The organism is Acidimicrobiia bacterium, assembly GCA_009694375.1.
Classification (GTDB): domain Bacteria; phylum Actinomycetota; class Acidimicrobiia; order Acidimicrobiales; family VFJN01; genus VFJN01.
On sequence record SHVB01000006.1, the window covers coordinates 101,297 to 120,954 of the forward strand.

15 protein-coding genes and 1 tRNA gene are annotated in these 19,658 nt (G+C 65.0%); 14 read left to right on the forward strand and 2 right to left on the reverse strand.

The annotated features are described in order from the left end of the window. Complete coding sequence (locus EXQ71_05965; GenBank protein ID MSO87050.1) at nt 1-1,005, forward strand: rod shape-determining protein; 1,005 nt, start codon at nt 1-3, stop codon at nt 1,003-1,005. Between the two features lie 81 nt (nt 1,006-1,086). Continuing rightward, nucleotides 1,087-2,073 carry a biotin synthase BioB gene (gene bioB, locus EXQ71_05970; protein ID MSO87051.1) on the forward strand — a complete coding sequence of 329 codons (987 nt, stop codon included), beginning with the start codon at nt 1,087-1,089 and terminating at the stop codon, nt 2,071-2,073. Nucleotides 2,074-2,251: 178 nt separating this feature from the next. Here the strand turns inward: bioB and EXQ71_05975 are convergent, their stop codons facing one another. Next, entirely contained in the window at nt 2,252-2,854 is a 603-nt protein-coding gene (locus tag EXQ71_05975; protein ID MSO87052.1) for a hypothetical protein, read from the reverse strand. Between the two features lie 8 nt (nt 2,855-2,862). Between EXQ71_05975 and EXQ71_05980 the strand changes: the two genes are divergently transcribed. The 4 genes from EXQ71_05980 to EXQ71_05995 all read left to right on the forward strand — a co-directional run bounded on the left by EXQ71_05980 (nt 2,863) and on the right by EXQ71_05995 (nt 9,382). Next, nucleotides 2,863-4,194, forward strand: coding sequence for a PDZ domain-containing protein (locus tag EXQ71_05980; GenBank protein MSO87053.1), 1,332 nt, complete (start codon nt 2,863-2,865; stop codon nt 4,192-4,194). A 49-nt stretch (nt 4,195-4,243) separates the two neighbouring features. Next, nucleotides 4,244-6,259, forward strand: coding sequence for a hypothetical protein (locus tag EXQ71_05985; protein MSO87054.1), 2,016 nt, complete (start codon nt 4,244-4,246; stop codon nt 6,257-6,259). A gap of 24 nt (nt 6,260-6,283) precedes the next feature. Beyond that, on the forward strand, nt 6,284-9,229 hold the full coding sequence (locus tag EXQ71_05990; GenBank protein ID MSO87055.1) for a UPF0182 family protein: 2,946 nt from the start codon (nt 6,284-6,286) through the stop codon (nt 9,227-9,229). A gap of 76 nt (nt 9,230-9,305) precedes the next feature. Next, nucleotides 9,306-9,382, forward strand: a tRNA-Met gene (locus tag EXQ71_05995). Nucleotides 9,383-9,710: 328 nt separating this feature from the next. Here EXQ71_05995 and EXQ71_06000 read toward each other — a convergent pair. Next, nucleotides 9,711-9,869, reverse strand: coding sequence for a LuxR family transcriptional regulator (locus tag EXQ71_06000; GenBank protein MSO87056.1), 159 nt, complete (start codon nt 9,867-9,869; stop codon nt 9,711-9,713). Nucleotides 9,870-10,181: 312 nt separating this feature from the next. Between EXQ71_06000 and EXQ71_06005 the strand changes: the two genes are divergently transcribed. The 8 genes from EXQ71_06005 to EXQ71_06040 all read left to right on the forward strand — a co-directional run bounded on the left by EXQ71_06005 (nt 10,182) and on the right by EXQ71_06040 (nt 19,573). Further along, nucleotides 10,182-11,921, forward strand: coding sequence for an arginine--tRNA ligase (locus EXQ71_06005; GenBank protein ID MSO87057.1), 1,740 nt, complete (start codon nt 10,182-10,184; stop codon nt 11,919-11,921). 353 nt (nt 11,922-12,274) lie between these two features. After that, complete coding sequence (locus EXQ71_06010) at nt 12,275-12,952, forward strand: ATP-binding cassette domain-containing protein (GenBank protein MSO87058.1); 678 nt, start codon at nt 12,275-12,277, stop codon at nt 12,950-12,952. A 161-nt stretch (nt 12,953-13,113) separates the two neighbouring features. Next, the gene (locus tag EXQ71_06015) at nt 13,114-13,728 is read left to right on the forward strand and encodes a hypothetical protein (protein ID MSO87059.1); all 615 of its coding nucleotides are present in this window, start codon (nt 13,114-13,116) and stop codon (nt 13,726-13,728) included. Between the two features lie 233 nt (nt 13,729-13,961). Beyond that, a complete protein-coding gene (locus EXQ71_06020; protein MSO87060.1) occupies nt 13,962-14,240 on the forward strand; it encodes a hypothetical protein in 279 nt (92 codons plus the stop codon). Between the two features lie 178 nt (nt 14,241-14,418). Next, a complete protein-coding gene (locus EXQ71_06025) occupies nt 14,419-17,046 on the forward strand; it encodes a hypothetical protein (GenBank protein ID MSO87061.1) in 2,628 nt (875 codons plus the stop codon). Between the two features lie 329 nt (nt 17,047-17,375). Then, nucleotides 17,376-17,843, forward strand: coding sequence for a hypothetical protein (locus EXQ71_06030; GenBank protein MSO87062.1), 468 nt, complete (start codon nt 17,376-17,378; stop codon nt 17,841-17,843). Nucleotides 17,844-17,849: 6 nt separating this feature from the next. Continuing rightward, nucleotides 17,850-18,227 carry a hypothetical protein gene (locus tag EXQ71_06035; GenBank protein MSO87063.1) on the forward strand — a complete coding sequence of 126 codons (378 nt, stop codon included), beginning with the start codon at nt 17,850-17,852 and terminating at the stop codon, nt 18,225-18,227. Nucleotides 18,228-18,556: 329 nt separating this feature from the next. Next, the gene (locus EXQ71_06040; protein MSO87064.1) at nt 18,557-19,573 is read left to right on the forward strand and encodes a methyltransferase domain-containing protein; all 1,017 of its coding nucleotides are present in this window, start codon (nt 18,557-18,559) and stop codon (nt 19,571-19,573) included. Nucleotides 19,574-19,658: the final 85 nt, after the last annotated feature.

Sequence of the window (19,658 nt, forward strand, 5' to 3'; positions counted from 1 at the left end):
ATGGCCCGCGATCTTGCCATCGATCTTGGGACGGCCAACACCCTGGTCTACGAGCGGGGCCGCGGGATCGTACTGAATGAACCCACCGTGATTGCCCTGAACGAACACACCCAAGAGGTGCTGGCCATGGGGCAGGAGGCCTGGCAGATGATCGGCCGCACGCCGGGCCATATCGTGGCCGTGCGTCCGCTGCGTCAGGGAGCCATCACCGATTTCGAGATCACTCAGCGAATGATCCGGCTCTTGTTGCACCGCGTGGGGGTGAGTCGTTTCAATCGCCCGCGGGTGGTGATTTGTGTGCCCTCGGCTATTACGGAGGTGGAACGCCGAGCGGTGACCGAGGCGGCCCGCCGGGCGGGGGCGGCGGAGGCCCACCTCATCGAGCAGCCCATGGCGGCGGCGATCGGTGCGGGCATGCCGATTCACGAGCCGGTGGCCAACATGGTGGTGGATGTGGGGGGCGGAACCTCCGAGACGGCGCTCATCTCCCTCGGGGGGGTCGTGGCTCTCAAGGCCGTGCGGGTGGGCAGTTTCGACATTGACGTCGCGATCACCCAGTTCATTCGCCGCGAGTATGGGATCGCCGTGGGGGAGCGCACGGCCGAGGAGATCAAGGTGGCCATCGGGTCGGCGTGGCCGGTGCGCGACGAAGTGAACGCGGAGGTTCGCGGTCGGGATCTCACCAGCGGTTTACCCAAGACGATCATCCTGTCCCCCGAGGAGGTGCGCTGGGCTATCGAGGAGCCGGTATCGGCCATCGTGGAATCGGTGGTGTCCTGCCTCGGCATGAGCCCCCCTGATCTCGCCCAAGACCTGATTCTCGACGGGTTGAAGTTGGTGGGAGGGGGCGGGATGTTGGCGGGATTGGATCAGCGACTGGCCAACGAGACCGACATACCGGTGCACCTCGTGGATGCGCCGCTGGAGTGCGTGGTGCTGGGTGCGGGTAGTTGTATCGAGTCCTACGACCTCCTCAAAAACATGTTCATGGGGAGCAATCGATAGAGCCCGGGGAGGTTTGGCTTCGACCGCTTCCTCCTGTGCCCTCTACCGTGGTGTCTCGTGGATCCTTCTTCGCCCCGCTCGGTGATCGCTCGTGCCTCGACTGCGCTGCTCGATGAGCGACGGCAGCTCACTTCCGCCGAACTGGCCGAGCTGGCCGGGGTGCCCGATGAGAGCGTGCCGGCGCTGGCGGCGCTGGCCCATGAGGTGCGTTTGTCCTGGTGCGGGCCAGAGGTGGAGGTGGAAGGCATCCTGTCGGCCAAGACCGGCGGCTGCCCGGAGGATTGTCACTTCTGTTCGCAGTCGGCTCAGTTCGACACGGTGGTGCAGGCCACACCGTTCCTGGATCGGGATGAGGTGATGGCGGCGGCCAAGGAGACGGCGGCCATCGGCGCGTCGGAGTTCTGCCTGGTGTTGGCGGTGCGCGGGCCCGACGAAAAGACGATGCAGCGGCTGGAGGAACTGGTACCCGCCGTGCGGGAGGAGACCGGGCTGAACGTGGCTGTCTCCGCCGGCATCCTCACGGAGGCCCAGGCGGTGCGCCTGGCCAAGGTCGGTACGCATCGGTACAACCACAATCTGGAGACGGCGCGTTCGTTTTTTCCGAACGTGGTCACCACCCATGCCTGGGAGGAGCGCTTCGACACCTGTCGTCTCGTGCGCGAGCAAGGGATGGAACTGTGTTGCGGCGCGCTGTTGGGTATGGGCGAGTCGGTGGCGCAGCGTCTCGAACTACTGGATCAGTTGCGGGAGGTGGAGCCGGCCGAGGTGCCGCTGAACTTCCTCAATCCGCGACCAGGAACGCCACTGATGATTCGGAAACTGGTGGAGCCGCTCGAAGCTATTCGTTGGATCGCGCTGTTCCGCCTGGCGCTTCCTTCGGTGATCTTGCGTTACGCCGGCGGCCGTGAGGTCACCCTGCGAGAATTGCAAGCGCTTGGCTTGACTGCCGGGATCAACGCGCTGATCGTGGGAAACTACCTCACCACGTTGGGTCGCTCTCCCGAGGAAGATCTGCAGATGTTGTCTGACCTGCGCATGCCGATCGGCGTGCTGTCCAAGGCCATCTGAGCGGTGCCCGCCGCAGGTGCCGCTCATTGCTGCGGCTGCGGTCGCCTATCAGCGAAGTGCTCGGGGTGCGGGCCCGCCCTCGACCCGCCTCGATTTTGTGAGGGGTGTGGGAAGCGGCTCACCGTGCAGGTAACTCCGGCGGGTTTCTCGGCTCGTTGCAACCGCTGCGGCGCATCGCTTAGTCGCTGAGGTCCTCGGCGGCTTGCCGAACCTGCCAGTCGCGGTCGTGGCGTGCGTGTTCGAGGGCGGCGTCCACGGCCTCGCCGTCGAAGGGCGCCAATGCCAGCACGGCCCGCCGGCGCACCGCGGCTTTGTCGCCCGTGGCCGTCAGGATGGCCGCCAGCCCGGCGTCATCGCCGATGGCCCCGAGGGCGGCGACAGCGGCCTCCCGTACCAGCGAATCATCGTGAGTGGTGGTGAGATGGGCCAGCACGGCCACGATCCCCGCCTCGGGGGGTTGGCGCTCCCCGCTGGCCCAAGCCGCCACCTCGACCACGGTGGCATCGGATCCACTGAGGGTGTGGAGGAGCGACGGTGCCTGATCCCCGGGAAGCAGGGCTACTGCCTCGCACGCCCGGCGCGCCACGGATGCCGCAGTATCCCCCAGGGCGGCCTCGAGATCGTCGATGTGCAGGGCGCCCATGCGCTCGAGGGCGCCGATAGCGCTGGAGCGCACGCCGGGGTTGGGGTGGATCAGGCCCGGGCGGGCGGTGGTTTCGTCGCCGTCGTGTCCGGCGAGGACGACGGCGCGGCGAACTTCGCCGTCGTCGGGATCAGTCATCGCGGCTCGTGGCTGAGCGATGGGATGGGATGGGGTCCACCACGGCGAGGCCACCCATGCCGGCGAGTTCGGTGCTGACCGCCATCGGGCCCACCCGGGCGCGGGCGCGTCGCCACCCGAGAGGTTGGCGGGGATCCCCGCCGAGCGGCGCGCCGGTGTCTTCCAGGTGTCTTCCTCCTGCCCGCGACTTGAGATTCGACCCGATACTGGCCACGCTGGGGCCGATGCTACCGCCGGAAAACCTTGTGCCTCATCCGAGTGCGGAAGAGGATGAGCCGCGACGTCTTGGTCGCCGGTGGCGGATTGTGGGCGTGGTGGGGGCCGTGTTGGTAGCCGTGGTGGTCGCTGCCGCTTTGATTCCGGTGCCCTATGTGGCGCTGAGGCCAGGGTCGGTCTGGCCGGTCAACAATCAGATCACGGTGGTGGATGCCGACAGTTTCCCGTCCGACCAACCGGTTGCCTTCACCACGGTGAGTTCGAGGTCCGCGTCGGTGCTGGAAGCGGCGGTGGGCTGGTTGGATAAGGATATTGACGTATTACCGAAGGAAGCCGTGCGGGGCAAGCTTTCGGCTGGCGCGAACCGTCGCTACAACGCCGAACTCATGGAGACCTCAATCTCCACTGCTATCGCGGTGGCGGAGGGGTATCTCGGCGAGGACGTGAGGATCACCACCTCGGGAGTCATCGTGCGTGAGATAAGTCCGGATTCGTCAGCCGCCGCAGTGTTGGAACGTAATGACGTGATCGTGACGGTGGATGACGAACCGGTGGATGAAATCGGTGAGCTCGGCACCTTGTTGCAGGTGGGGGGACCGGGAGCCTCCCATACGTTGGGAGTGGAGCGACCGGCGGGCAGCACTACCCGGATCAAGGTGCAGGTCACCACGGCGGCGGCGGAAGATAGGCCGGAGCGCGCCGTGATCGGGATTATTCCCCAGGATCGAATCGTGGACTTCGATTTTCCCATTGATGTCACAATCGACTCCGGCACGGTGGGCGGACCCTCCGCCGGCCTGGCGTTCACGCTGGCCGTGATCGATACCCTGACCCCGGGCCAACTCACCGGGGGGACTCGGGTGGCGGTGACCGGCACCATCGCGTTGGACGGCACAGTGGGGCCGGTGGGTGGTGGTGTGCAGAAGGCGGTGGCGGTGCGACAGGCGGGCTACGACGTGTTCCTCGTGCCGACCAGTGAGTTCGAACTCGTGCGGGCCGCGGTGGGTGATGACGTGCAGGTGATCGCGGTCGACACCCTGGAGGAGGCTCTGGCAGCCCTCATCGAACTGGGGGGAACTCCGGCGGAGTTGGTGCCGCAGGCGGCTGGCGGTGGCGGCGGCTGATTTACCCGTCCCCGCCCCACTCCGGGCGTAGTCGTAGCATTCGAGGGTGATGGCCGAATCGATCGATAGCACCGGTATTGCCCGCAAGGATTTTGGCGTAGGACGCCGCGGCTACGAACAGCAGGAGGTTCGTGCCTTTTTGCATGAGGTGTCGTCGTTGGTCGAGCGCCTCCAGCGGGAGGCCGTGGCGCTAGAAGAGCGTGCCCATCGGGCCGAGGCCCGGCTGGGGATGTCGGAACACCCGGATGATTCGATGCTTCTCGAGATGTTGGGCGAGGAGACCACTCGGGTGCTGTCCTCGGCTCGCGAGGCGGCGGCGGAGATCCGCACGAAGGCCGAGGCAGCGGCCGAGCGGATCATCGATGCCGCCACCAGCGAGGCGGCCTCCACACGGTCCGAGGCGGTACGAGAGGCTGATCGACGCCTGGCGGAGGCCCTCACCGAGAGTGAGTCGATGCGTACATCGGCCCGCCAGGAACTCGATCGTCTGAGCACCGAAGCCGCCGACGCCGCCCGTCATCGCCGTGAGGAGTTGGCGGCGCAGGCCCAGGCCGCTCGCGAGCAGCTCGACGCAGATCACGAACGGGCGCTGCAGGAGGCTGCCGCGTTGGCCGAGGCCGGCCGGCTCGAGGGCCGCCAGATGGTGGCGGAAGCGCAGGTGGTGCGAGAGCGAGTGCTTCGCGATTTGGCCTCGCGGCGCAAAAAAGCCCGCCAGCAGGTTGAGAAACTCAATGCTGGCCGGGAGCGATTGCTGGAGGCATACGACCTGGTGCGGCGTACCACCGATGAGGCCACCAACGAACTTGTGGTGTCGCTTTCCGATGCTCGGATGGCGGGGGAGAGTGCCACTCGGCAACTCGACGACGAGCCTGAATCCACCATCGAGCAACTCGAGGATGAGGTACGCAGCGCCGTATCGCTCGATCCGCACTTAGCCGAGGGAAAGTTGCTGGAGTTAGTCGAGGACATGGGAGACGATGCCCAGGACCCCGGGCCACTATCCGGCGAGGTGCCGGTAGTGGTGGTGGCGGAAGTGATCTCTGAGGGAGAGCGTCCCCTCGCGGTGGCGGTGCAGCCTGATGCGACCGATGCCCCCGGGGCGTCCGACCTCGCGGCGCGGCGCGGCCGCAAGGGCCGGCGCCGTAAGGGAGGCGCTTTCGACGGGTTGCCGTCGGGCGCGTTGATCCGGGTAGAGCCACCCGCTGACGGCGAGGGGATTCGGATTCTCGGGGAGGCAGAGGCCGACCCGGCGGCGGAATCGGCGACGGCACCGCTTGAGGAGCCGGGGGTTGTTGAGGCTGTTGCGGATCTTCCGGCCGCCACGGATGTGTTCGCCCGCCTACGGGCCGATCAAACCGCCGAGTCTGAGTCTGGGCCCGAGGCGGAGGCGGAGGTTTCCGAGGATGCGGACCCAGAGGCGATTGAGGATCCCGCCGGTGTGCCCTTCCGGGCGCGCGATGCAGCGATTGCTTCGATCGATAAGGAACTCGCTCGTCGGCTCAAGCGCACGCTGGCCGACGAGCAGAACGAGGTGCTCGACCGTTTGCGGCGGGTCAAGCCCAAGGGGGTGGATGATCTTCTCCCTTCGTCGAACGATCACGCGGCACGGTGGGCCGAGACGGCTTCGACGGCACTGTCAGACGCCGCTCGGGCCGGGGCGGATGGAGCGCCGCCGCCGTCGGTTGATGATCTGGTTGACGATCTGGCCAAGGAACTCACGGCTCCACTGCGAGATCGGATCGAGCGCAGTTTCTCGGCCTCAGATGGGAACCTCGACGATGTGGCCGACCGCGTGCGGGCGGTGTACCGGGAGTGGAAGGGCCAGCGTCTGAGTGAGGTATCGCGTCATTTCCTCACCGCCGCTTACGGCCGCGGCTCGTTCGAGCAGTTGCTTCCGGGCGGGCCGGTGTGCTGGGTGCTCGACCCGGCCGCGCCCCCGTGCCCAGACTGCGACGACAACGTTCTGGCCGGGGCGATTGTGAAAGGGGAGGAGTTCCCGACGGGGCATCGTTGTGCTCCGGCTCATCCCGGTTGCCGGTGTCTGGTGGCCGCGGCCAACCACTGACCCGCCCCCGGTAGGCTCGCCGCCATGCGTGCCCCCAGTGATATGCCCCCCCGGGCGCCGCGATCGGTTGGTTCGGGTCGTGGCCGCACCTGGCTCGTCGTTGGCGGGGTCGCCGTTTTTGTCCTGGCGATGTCGCTGCGGGGCGTAGCGGGTTTCTATACCGACTTCCTCTGGTTTGATTCTCTGGGTAAGGCCGAGGTGTGGCGGGGGGTGGTGGGATCAAAGGTGGTCCTGTCGCTGCTCTTCACCGCCGGGTTTTTCATGGTCATGTGGGTGAACTTGGTGATCGCCGACCGGGTGGCCCCTCGGTTCCGACCGCCGGGGCCCGAAGATGAGTTCATCGAGCGGTACCAGGAAATCATCGGTGGTCATAACGGTTGGATTCGCTTAGGTATCGCCGGGTTTCTGGCGCTCATCGCCGGCACCGGAGTGGGGAGCGAGTGGGACTCCTGGCTGCTGTTCATCAACGGCGGGAAGTTTGGGATAGCCGACGCGCAGTTTGGTACGGACGTCGGCTTCTATGTGTTCAAGTTGCCGTTCCTCAGTTTCCTGGCGGGGTGGCTGTTCGCCACATTTCTGATCGTGTTGGTCGTGACGGTGGTGGCGCACTACCTCAATGGCGGCATTCGCATGAGTGCTGTGCACAATCGGGTTACGCCGCAGGTGAAAGCCCATCTGTCGGTTCTGCTGGCGCTACTGGCGCTGGTGAAAGCGGCGGGCTACTGGCTCCAGCGTTATGACCTCACCGTGTCGTCGAGAGGTTTCGTGGGCGGGGCCGGTTACACCGATGTGAACGCACAACTACCGGCGATCAATCTGCTCTTACTCATCTCGCTGGTGAGCGTGTTGCTGTTCTTGGTCAATATCTTCCGCCGTGGGTGGACGTTGCCGGTCGTGGGCATCGGACTCTGGGCACTGGTGGCAGTAGTGGCTGGGGCGGTTTACCCCCAGTTCATCCAGCGGATCACCGTGACTCCGAACGAACCGGAGCGTGAGCGCCCCTTCATCGAGCGAAACATCGAGGCCACTCGCGAGGCGCTCGGTCTCGACGCCGACGTGGTTCAGGTGAATACGTACGAGCTCGAGACCGACAAGAACGAGATCGACCTCACTGCCAGTGACGCTTCTATTCGAAACATTCGGATTTGGGATCCGTCGGAAATCGTGCTGGGCCGCACCTTCCCTCAGCTGCAGCGCGTTCGGGATTACTACCGAGTGAACGACGTGGATGTGGACCGGTACGAACTCGACGGTGTGCCCACGCAGGTGGTCTTGTCAGCCCGTGATCTCAATAGCGCCGGGGTGCCCCAGTCGTCGTGGGCGGCTCGACACCTCACCTACACCCACGGGTATGGCGCCATTGTGGCTCCGGCCAACGCGGTTGGTTCCGGTGGCGAGCCCAACTTCGTGGGCAAGGACATCCCGTACGTTTCCTCCTATGGCGAACTCGCCCTTGATCGCCCCGAGTTGTATTTCGGTGAGAACCTTGATTCCTACGTAGTGGTGGGTTCCCGACAACGGGAACTCAGCTACGAGGACGACACCAAGACCCAGTTCACTACCTATGAAGGTGATGACGGGGTTCAACTCGACAACTTCGCCAAGCGGGCCGCTTTTGCCGTTCGCTTCGGAGATGTGAACCCGCTGATCTCCGATCAGATCACCGAAAAGTCGAAGATTTTGTACATCCGTGATGTCAAAGAGCGGGCGGCGACTCTGGCGCCGTTCCTCAAATTTGATGCCGACCCCTACCCGGTGATCGATGACGGCCGAGTGAAGTGGATCCTGGACGCCTACACGACGACTGATCGTTATCCCTATGCCGAGCAGGCCGATACGGCGCAACTCAGCGCCGGCAGCGGGCTTGACACGAACTTTAACTACGTCCGCAATTCGGTGAAGGCGGTGGTGGATGCCTACGAAGGCACGGTGGACTTCTACGTGATGCCGACGGATGACCCCATCATTGACGCCTACCGTCGGGCCTTCCCGGATCTATTCACCGACTTCTCAGAGATGCCGGAGGGGTTGCGGGCCCATCTGCGCTACCCCGAGGACCTGTTTCGGGTGCAGACCACCATGTGGGCGAGTTACCACGTGTCTGACCCTGACGGCTTCTACCAGGGCAACGACTATTGGGATGTGGCTCGTGATCCCGGCACTACCGGGAGCGTTGGCGGCACCCAAACCACCGACAGTTCCGGCCGGGTGATCGCCGCCCGGGATGCCCGGATCGAGCCGTACTACCTCTTCACACAACTCCCGGGGGAGGAGCAGCCGTCGTTCGTTCTCGTGCGGCCCTTCGTGCCTATTTCCCGAGGCGACGACAACCAGTTGCTCACTGCGTTGATGGTGGGTCTGAGCGACGGCGACAGTTACGGCAAGTTGCAGGTTTATGTGATGCCGCGCGGCAATCTTCCCAAGGGGCCATCCCTCGTGCAGGGGGAGATACAAAGCGACAGCGATGTGTCGCAGACCCAGACGCTGCTCGATGGGGGTGGCTCCAGTGTGCAGTTCGGTTCCCTCACGGCCATTCCGATCGACGGCGGTTTGCTCTATGTCCGACCGTTCTATGTGACCTCGGACCAGACCGAGGTGCCCACTCTGCGGAAGGTGATCGTGTATTTCGGGGGGGAAGTGGTGATTCGCGACAGCCTTGATGAGGCGTTGGCGGTGATCTTTGGTGAGGCCGGGTCCAAGCCTCTCGACCCCGATGTTGTGCCGGATGCGCCCCCGGGGGTGGGGACGCTGACCGAGCGGGTAGCGGAGCTGTTGGTGGAGGCCGACGCACTCTTCACCAAGGCCGACGAGGCCTTGCGCAACGATGGTGATCTGGGTGGCTATGCGGATCTCAACGACGAAGCGCGCCAGAAGATCGCCCAGGCCGAGAAACTCCTGAAAGAAAATGTCGGCGAGTCCACTGATCCCGGGGCCACGACCACCACCACCGAGCCGTCGGCCTCGACCTAGCGGGCCGGGCCCGGTCGTCGGGCAGGTTGCCGCCAGGGTGTCGCGCCGGTAGGATCTCCGCTCCACACCAAGTCGTCGCGGGGTGGAGCAGTCAGGTAGCTCGTTGGGCTCATAACCCAAAGGTCGCAGGTTCAAATCCTGCCCCCGCCACCACCAAACAGCAGGTCAGGGCCCCGCCGAGTGCGGGGTCCTTCTGTGTTCCGGGGCCCCTTTACAACACCCATACAACACGAGCTTTTGGCGGTCTTCGCGGGCGACGTTTGACCCGATCGCCGGAAGCGGGGGAACCCGCTGGTCACTGGGTCGACCTTGTGGTTGGTCAGCCCGAAGATTGGACCGGCGGCACGAGAGCCCGAAGGTCGTCATGACGCAACGAACCGCGAGCACTCACGGACCCGACCGCGAGGAGCCCGACGTCGCGCTTTAGGCGGCTCGGGCGATAGGCCGGTCGCGAGAGCGCTCAGGTAAAGCGACGGTCAATTCACGACTGAGCGTCGTGCACGAGAATCGCGATGTGCACCCGGTTTGTGACTTCGAGTTTGGTGAGAAGACGCGAGACGTGCGCCTTGACGGTGGCCTCGCTCATGAACAGGGATGCCGCAACCTCGGCGTTGGATTTGCCATGGGCACTTGAACTCACATCCGCTACTTGTCGCGGATCCTGAGGTCTTGCAACTAATCGGCGACTTTATCGAAGATTTTTCACAGCCCGATGGTTCGGTTCACATCCCTAGCGGCGCATACCTAGTCCACTTCCGGCGAGGGACGTGACGGCCGCTCCGAGGCAAGACTGGGCGTTGCGCAGGCGGCCATCTCCAGAGCGTTCCCTGAGACTCGGCGCCGGCCTCAGCCCACCGTTCCATGGGGCTAGGCACCGGATACAGCGCGCAACGAGGCAGTTCGCCGCCAAGCCCTTTGTGATCCTCCCGGATGTTGACCATGATCGTGCCCGATGGCACTCCCGATCGACCTACTGACACAGCGGCTGCTCGTGGCCATGCACGCGGTGCTACCGGAGTCCGTGCAGGAGAGCGATCCTCAGGTGAGGCGTTCACAGGATCGACGGTTCGGGGACTACCAGGCGAATGCATTCATGGGCATTGGGAAGCAACTCGCGATACCCCCACGAGCAGTTGCCCAGCGCGTTCTCGACGCGTGCAACCTCGCCGACCTCGTTGAAGCGGCGGATGTCGCTGGCCCCGGCTTCATCAATTTCACAATGCTCCCCTCAGTCATTGAGGTAGCGATCGAGGGTCTTGCAGGTGACCGCCGGTTGGGCGTGCGTCAGTCGCCCCCCGGCCGCGACAAGGTACTGATTGACTACTCGGCACCCAACGTTGCCAAAGAGATGCACGTGGGGCACCTCCGCTCGACCATTCTCGGGGATGCGCTCGTTCGCGTCCACGAAGCCCTCGGGCATGTCGTGATTAGGCAGAATCACATTGGCGATTGGGGCACCCCGTTCGGGATGTTGATCGAGCACCTTGTCGAGATCGGAGAGGAGACTGCCGTAGCCAAGCTAACGGTCGGTGACCTCACTTCCTTTTACCAGGAGGCCAGGCGGAAGTTCGACAGCGACTCGGCGTTTGCCGAGCGTGCGAGGCTTCGAGTGGTCTCGCTTCAGCAGGGCGACGCCGTGACGCGACGGCTATGGCAGCTGCTCTACGACGCCTCGCGCGAGTACTTCACAACGGTCTACACAGCGCTCGACGTCAAACTCACCGACGACGACATTGTCCCTGAGAGTTCCTATAACGACGAGCTCGAGAGCACGCTGAGTGAATTGAGAGAAAAGGGCTTGGCGTCGCTCAGCGACGGTGCCTGGTGTGCCTTTCCTGCCGGATTCGTGTCTCGGGACGGGACTCCCATGGCCCTAATCGTTCAGAAGTCAGACGGTGGGTTCGGATATCAGGCGACAGACCTTGCGGCCCTTCGCGGGCGGGCACGGCGCTTGCATGCAACGCAGGTCCTGTACGTCGTAGGCCAGCCGCAATCGGTTCATCTGGAGATGGTCTTCGCAGTTGCGAAAGCGGCCGGATGGCTCGAGAACACGAAACCCGAGCATGTCGCCTTCGGCTCTGTGCTGGGCGACGACGGTCGCATGTTCAAGACCCGAGACGGCGGTTCCGTCCGTCTTATCGACCTCATCGACGAGGCGAGGGCTCGGGCGAGTGTGGAGATCGGCAGTCGAACGGCCAATCTTTTGCCGGACGCCCGGCGTGACTTGTCGACGATGGTGGGGGTGGGTGCCATCAAGTACGCGGACTTATCGAGCGATCGGATCAAGGACTACACCTTTGATTGGGACAGAATGCTGTCCTCCGATGGCAATACGGGCCCGTATCTCCAATATGCCAATGCTCGAATTCGGTCTATCTTCCGGCGAGCCGCCGAGCGTGGGGTTCGTCCAGCCGATCGGATTGCTATTGGCCCAGGTGAGCGGGACCTGGCGCTGCAGCTCCTCGACTTCGGCGAGGCCGTGCTCTCGGTCGCTGCCACGAGTCAGCCACACAAGCTGTGCACCTACCTGTTCGAGCTTGCGCAGACGTTCAGTCGCTATTACGAGAACGTGCCGGTGCTGAATGCAGTTTCGGAAATCGCGGAGTCGCGTCTAGCGCTCTGTGGCCTCACCGGACGAGTCTTGGAGGAGGGTCTAGACCTTCTTGGAATTCGCTCACCCGACGCGATGTAGTGACGGACGGCTCGCGCTCGATCTCTATGAGCCCGGGGCTTGCCCAAGCCTTCCGGCGGGCAACGTCAATCCAGGCTGGAGACGTGGAATGGCAAGGGTCGATCCAGAGGTCGGCCACGGCGTCCTTGCGATCAACTCTGAGATCGTCGCTCTGCTGTTGCGTTTGCCGGCTGCTCGGCCTTTACAAGGTAGGTGGCGGCGTCATCGCGTGCCAGGCAATGAATATGGTGAACGAGCCCATAGCTGTACCTGGGGCTCGTGCCGGGACCGCAGGCGCGGCGAGGCTGCCGTGCCAAGCGCCAGCCAGCCGAGTGGCACAGCAGAGCCGTAGAATCTAGGGACGACCCCCCACTATGGATGGGCGATCGACGCGTCCTGGGTGGCACGGGGTGGCACGGCGTCGAGCTCGTGAGGGTGTGACTTGCATGTATATGGTCATCGACCTCACGTTTGGGACGTCATGTTCGATGTGGCCCGAGCAGCCGGTCGGGACCTACTCCCTTGGCATGCGCCAACGCCTCGGTGTCGCCCAGGCCCTCGTCGGTGAACCGGGGGCGCTGATCCTCGATGAACCGGCGAACGGGCTCGATCCCGAGGGCATCGTCTGGATGCGAACGCTCCTCCGCGACTTCGCCGACCATGGCGGCACGGTGTTGTTGTCGAGTCACCTGCTCCACGAGGTGCAGGCCACCGCCGATCATCTTGTCGTCATCTCAGAGGGTGCCATAGTAGCCGCCGGTCGGCTGGACGATCTGCTTGCCAGCTCCACGATCATCGTGCGCAGCCCCGACCCCGGTGCACTTGCCACGGCGCTTCACGCTGCGCGGATCGACTACGTCGCCGGGCCGGGAGATGCGCTCACCGTGGACGTCTCCGGAGGTCGGGTCACGACCGAGGTGGTGGCGGGCGTCGCCCGCGACCACCAGGTTCTGCTCACCGAGTTGCGTCAGTCCGAGACAAACGGGCTGGAACAACTGTTCTTCTCTCTCACCGCCGCCAAGGCGGCTACGCGCCAGGAGGCTGCAGCATGACCACGTCACTCTCGCCCCGAACCCTTGGCATGGACGCGGCACCGTCGGCCCTGGGACCTATCCCGTTTTCACGGCTTGGCCGGGTCGAGTGGGCCAAGGCCACCGATACCCGCGCTGGTCACTGGCTCCTCGCTCTCGTAGCCCTGTCAACCGCCGGGATCATGCTGGTGCCGGTCCTCGCCCCATCGTCCTTCGATCAGACCTACGCGAGCTACCTCCGCGTTGCCGGCATTGGGCTGTCGATCCTCCTGCCTGTGGTGGCGATCCTGATGTTCACCGGCGAATGGAGCCAACGCAGCATCATGACCACGTTCACCCAGGAACCGCGACGCATCCGAGTTCTGAACGCCAAGCTGGCGGTGTCGATGGTGCTGGGTGTTGGCGCTGCAGTCTTCGGCGGTGTGGTCACCGCCGCCGGCATCGGGCTGGCGGCGGCCTCGGGCCGCACCCTGGAGGCAAACCTGACCCTCGGCGCCATTACCGGCTATCTGCTCTTCCTGCTCATCAATGTCCTCGCCGGCGTCGCGCTCGGGGCGCTGCTGCAGAACTCGGCGATTGCCATCGCCGCCTCCTTCGCTCTCCCCGCCGGCTTTGCGGTACTCGGCAAGGAATCGACGCTGGTGTCGGATTGGATCGACACGTCCACAACCTGGAATTCGGTGCTAGAGAACGACTGGGCTGGTCACGTGCCGCAGATCTTGTTCTCGATCGTCTTCTGGGGGGCGGTCCCGCTCGCCGCCGGTTTCGTTCGGACGATACGTCGCGACGTCGGGTAGGTCGACGGCGTAGTCGCTGACCGAGCCGACTGCCAATGGCCGGAAGGTCTCCGGGCGGCGATGCCCCCCCCAGACGCCACGTTCGGTTCCGCGCTCCGGTACGCCACGGCTACTAATCGGCGGTTCTGCTGCCGGAAGTCAGCTCGGTCGATGGCGTGCTGGCGCCGATTTGCAGTTGTGCGACTCCAGCAGGTTGAGGGAGGAGCGCCGTCGCGGATCCAGCGGGCGAGTTGGTGGATGTGGTCGTCGTCGTCGTGGAGGTTGCCGTACCAGTGCGTGTGGGTCTCGCCGTGGGTGTCGGTGGTGCGGATGCGGACGACGTTGGAGTGGGAGCAGAGTCCGAGGCAGCGGCTGGTGTGGAGTCGTGCGCCGGATTCAGCGGCGGCTTCGGCGAGGTGGCGTTGGATCTACTTCGCGGTGACGACGGCGAGGATCTCGGCGCCACGCTGATCGTCGCTGGCGAAGTACCATCGGAACCGGGTGAGAACCTGCGGTGCGAGGGGAGCGAATAGGACGATGACGGTCGAGCGCGGCGGGCCACGGCCCCAGGTTGAAACGCCCCGGCCCACGGCACGGATGAGTATCGGGCACCTTCAGGGCCGACATCAGAGAGGTTCGTGACACGTTGGGGCGAGCTGCACGCATGCCGATGACCGACGTGCTCAAGACGCTTCAGGAGGCCACGACGCGATGACCAGCGAAGCTGCCGACAATCGCATCCTCGACTACTTTCGCGCCTGCGTCGAGGCTGAACACGCCGCTAGCCAGTACCGAATCCTCGGGTCCAAGGGGGTCCTGCTCCTTGAGTCGGGCTCGGCCCCGTTGGAGGACGGCGTGGTCATGTTGTCGAAGGCGAACCAGGCGCGCCACTGGGCTGGGGCGCGCCAGAGCGCCGGAAGCAACGAGGTGCTGTTTGCCGGATGGCCCGTTGTACGAAGCCGCCGCAAGGAGAACGGCAAGTACACCGATGTGGCCGCTGCCCTCCTGTTCACCGAGGTAGCGCTCACCCGGGCGGGGGCCGACGACTTCTGCCTGGCGCCGACATCGCGTGCGGTGGAGCTCGACGATGCTGCGCTGGGTCTCCTCGGAATGTCCGCCGACGAGCGCGAGCAGCTGTTGCGTGACTACGCCTCGGCGATTCGTCCTGGATCGGCTGGTCCGCTGAGTCAGGCCATCCAGTTTCTTCGCAAAGCGAAGATTCTCGAAGGCGAGCACGACGCGTCAGCACTCGCAAAGTTCGATGGTGCCGCGACCATGAGCAATTCCGCCATTGCCTGGGCCGGCGATGCCGACCAGTCGGCGTTTACGCGCGTGCTCGTGGAGGACCTCGACGCGCTTCGTAAAAAGGCTCCTGCCGAGGTGTTGGCCGGTCCCTTGGGGATACTGCTCGGCCAGCCCGCCGATCCCGATGGCCAGATTCACCCCACGCCGGCTGTGCTGCCGACGACCCTCGAGCAGGAACGGGCGATCTGCTCAGCCCAGAGATCCCGGCTGACGGTTGTGACGGGGCCTCCTGGCACCGGCAAGTCACAGGTGCTCGCGAACACCGTTGCGGCGGCGTTAGCGGCGGGGGAGTCGGTCTTGCTGGCGTCCAAGAACAACCATGCGATCGACGTCGTTCACGATCGAGTTGCGGGAATGCATCCTGGCGCTGTTCCGATTCGTGCCGGCAAGCGGTCGTTCCGGGCTGAGGCGGCGCAAGCGATGGGCGCGGCGATGTCGAAGCAACAAGCCGACTCCTCCGGTCTGGCCACCGCTCGGCAGCAGTGGGAGCGCGTGCTTCGCTTGGTGGAAGAGCCGTACCGGCAGATCGCAGAGCGGGCGCAGGTTCAGATCGAGGTCGAGTCCCAGAGGGTCGCGGTTGAGCACTGCCGGCGAGGTCTCCCGACCGATCTAAGCGTGGATCCGCTGCTCGTGGACGCCGACTCTCTTGCTGCCAGTGTTGGTTTGGCTCGACGCCGACTGCGTGAGTACGGGGCGCTTCCGCAGCGCTGGTTCTGGCAGAAGAAACGGAAGCGTACCGCCGAGCGTGAACTCGATGAGGCGGTCGCCACAGTGGCGACGCTGGCCGATACCGGGGCGAAAGTGGCGTTTCACCGAGCCGTCACCGAGCGCCCCGAGGCGGTCATTGATCTTGGGGCGGCGATCGTCGAGTTGCTCACGCGACTCGGCCAGCTCCAACAAGCGGAAACGAGACTCGCACTCCTTCCCGACACCGCGCTGGCGGATCAGGCCATCAGCGACTCGTTCGCAACTCGGCAACCGGCCGCCGCCGATGTCTTCGGTGCGACATGGCGTGAGCTCTTGCGGCCGATGGCGCCGGCCAGGGCCCACGCCCGGCAATACCAGGCCGGCTTGGCTTCCCGCGCGGAGAGCGGCTCTGGCATCGGCCCGCTGAAGAGCCAACTTCCCGCCACGCTGGCGGTGTTTCCTGTCTGGTCGGTGACGAGTCTGGCGGCGGGGGGATGGTTCCCCCTCACGCCCGGGCTCTTCGATCTGGTCATCATCGACGAAGCGTCGCAGAGCGACATCGCTTCGGCGCTGCCGCTGTTGTTCCGAGCGAAGCGAGCGATGATTGTGGGTGACCCCAACCAGCTCACCCACATCGCGAACCTCGGGGCTAGCGCCGATGCTCATCTGGCCAAGAAGCACGGGCTCGACGAGCACGAGCATGGCCGCTACTCCTACCGGGACACGTCGCTCTACGGGCTTGCGGCCTCGCGGCTCAACGGTGAGCCGGTTTTCCTCAACCGTCACTTCCGGTCACACCCCGACGTGATCGGCTTCTCGAACGAGGTGTTCTATGGCGATCGGCTCAGGGTCGAGACCAATCCCGATCGATTCCTCCCCGGCCCAGCGTTCCAATGGCATGACGTAGAAGGTCGCTTCGAACCGGGGCCCGGTGGTAGGTCGGCGAAGAACTTCCCGGAGGCCGAGGCGGTGTTGGAGCTCCTCGGCGTCCTACTCGACGAACTGTCGGGCACCGACAAGACCGTCGGCATCGTCACCCCCTTTGCCCCTCAGCGAGATCTCCTCCGTGAGCTCAAGGACGATCGGTTCGAAGAGCAGGTCACCATCGACACCGCTCACGGCTTCCAGGGAGACGAGCGCGACGTGATGATCTTCTCCCCGACGGTCACGAAAGGGGTACCGCCGGGCGTCGCGCGCTTCGCCGGTAACCCCAACCTGCTCAATGTGGCGCTCACCCGGGCCCGCGCGCGAACCATCGTGGTTGGTGATCAGGCCTTCGCACGGGAGTCCGAGACTCTGCTCAGCCGGCTCGTGAGTTACGCCGACCGGGTCGCGTCCGCTGGTTGAGGCGACGGGTCCGTGGTCGAGCGGTGTGCGACGAGGACGTCGTCATTCGCCTCGGGTCACCGTCGCCCCGCCACCGTCTGCTCTCCAGCGGCACTGGTCTCCCTATGGAGGCGCAATCGGACCGAGGCGTCGCAGCCTCCGCTCCGGGATGCACTCCGTCCGGGGTTGATGCCTCTGGGAAGGCTGCCCCGCGGTCTTTTGCTGCTGCAGGTCCCTCGGGACGAGTGGTTTCTACCGGACTTCGATGATGGCGGGCTCCCCCCGCATGGCACCCGCGGTTGGTCGGGCGCTACCGGGTTTGTCACACGTCCCTCGTAGTAAGCGTTGCCGTGTCATCACCACCATTCCCTCGCGGTCTCCCCCTGGGTGGCCTTCGGTTGCCGTACATCTCGGCCGCTCCGGCGGTCCGATCTGCGCTCAAGGATGTCGCGGCTCACCTGCCCGGCGATGGGTCCGGGCCCCAACTCGCCAGCAGCGCCGCGGCGCACCCAGCCACCATCGCAGCCCTCAACGTCATCGTCGATGACCAGGCGATGCTCCCGCCGATCAGCGACAGCCGGCCGGAAGTCCTCGACGCGTTCGGACGTGCCGTCGGGCTCGGCGGGGCCGTCGCCGCGGCTCTTCTCGGCGGCGGGCTCCGGTACCGCGGCGAGGAGGACGGTGACACGCCGGAGTGTGTGCCCGCGCTCCTAGCCCGATCCGCGACCTACGACACGCACGAGATCACCGACAATCTGGTCGAGATTGGCCTGATGGGCGGGACCCGACTGACGCGGGAGGACCCCGCATTCTGGTAGGCACTCATGCAGAGCAGTCAGCTGACCCAGCCGGAGGCTGCCGGGCTGCTCACCGGCGCCCTCCTCGGCGGCGTCGGCATCGCCTGTGCCGAGTTCGAGTTCTTCGCCGGCGCCATCGACCAAGGAATGATCGGCTACGTCGAGTGCGATCACGGACCGCACCACCACCGCTTCGACTACCTCGAGCCGATCGCCGTAGCGCACCGCGACGAGGAGCGGTTCTTCTACCGCTGCTTGCGCTCATCGTGCCGCGTGATGGCCACGGCACCGCCCGTGGCGTCGCACGATCACCGCTTCGACCTCCTCTCCCCGCCGGTCACCTTCGAGGCACGAAGTCTCCGTGAGTGCGGCGAGCCCGGATGCGGTCTGCTCGGCGAGCCGTAGCCCGACCCGCGCTTCCGAGCCCTTCTGGTCGCACGAGGGGTGTCGGCCCGATCAGCTCCCGGCACCAGCGTGGGCGTCAAGGCGTGAGCCGGGCCCTGGGCACCGAGTACTTACTGCCGAGGGTCCAGGGTGTCCGGGATCAAATCGAGGAGCAGTACGAGGACAAGGCTGCGGTCCAGCTGGGCCCCCTTTTCGCGTGCGGCCTTGGTGCGCATCGCGGGGCCCGCTTTGGCTAAACCGCGACCCCAGCGGGGAGCGCAGTTCACCGGGTTTGGTCTAGTTTGTTCTGGGTTCCAGCGGAGGAAGGGGCCACATCACCAGGAGGAAGCGTGCGACACAAAGCGACGACGGTGTTGGATCGACTCGGCGCACTGTGGGGGCTGCTGAGGATAAGCGACGAGGACTACACCGCCTACATGCGGTCCTACGGCGAGCTTTTCGTGGACTCACCGGAGAACACCAAGGCGGATTACGACCAGGGCGTGGCGCTGCGAGGGTATCCCCAGGGGAGCAGCAACGAGTTGGCCGAGCTCTACAAGGTGATCCACTTGTTGTGCACGCTGGGCTCGGTGGAGAAGATGTACATGCCGCCGACGATCGACCCGGAGCAGTCGGTGTTGCAGAACCAGATTCTCTTCGAGCGGATGGTGGCGGAGGACCTGCAGTTGCGCCCCGGTCACAAAGTGCTCGACCTGGGTTGCGGCTGCGGCGCCATAGCCGAGCACATGGCGGAGTTGACCGGGGCGACCCCCTACGGAGTGAACCTGGATTTGTCGCAGATCGAGAAGGCTTGGCGGAACCCGAACCTGCCGAGCAGCAACTTCGCCATGGGCGATTTCAACAAAGCCCTCGAGTTCGACGACGCCTCGTTCGACGCGGTGTACGCGATCCAACCGATGACCTACGTGAGCGATCACGACTTCACCTTTTCCGAAGTGTTCCGGGTGCTGAGGCCGGGCGGCCGGTTTGTGATCAACGACGTCGCGGCGCTCGATGCCTACGATCGCGATGACGAACACCAGCGCACGTTGATCCAGCACACCAGGGAACTGACGGTGTTCGGAGGGTTCTGGTACTACCGGTACTGGGAGGACGCCTACCGGGCGGCGGGCTTCGAGTTGGTGTCGTCGGTGGGGCGGCCGGCGGTGGAACTGATCAAGAAGGAGGTCGCCTTGTTCGACAAGTACGAAGCGGCGTTCAAGTTCCTGGCCAAGTGGCATCTGATCCCGAAGAAGACCGACATGCTGATGCAGCGCATGAACGCCAACAGCCAGTCCTATATCCAGGCCGAGGAAGAGGAACTTCTCACTCTCAACTGGCATTGCGTGGGCCAGAAGCCCGCCTAGTAGGCCACCGTGGCGCGGCCTGGCCCTGCTGGTCGGCCTGGCCCTGCTGGTCGCCACGGCAACCCTTGATTGGCCGTTGCCGCCA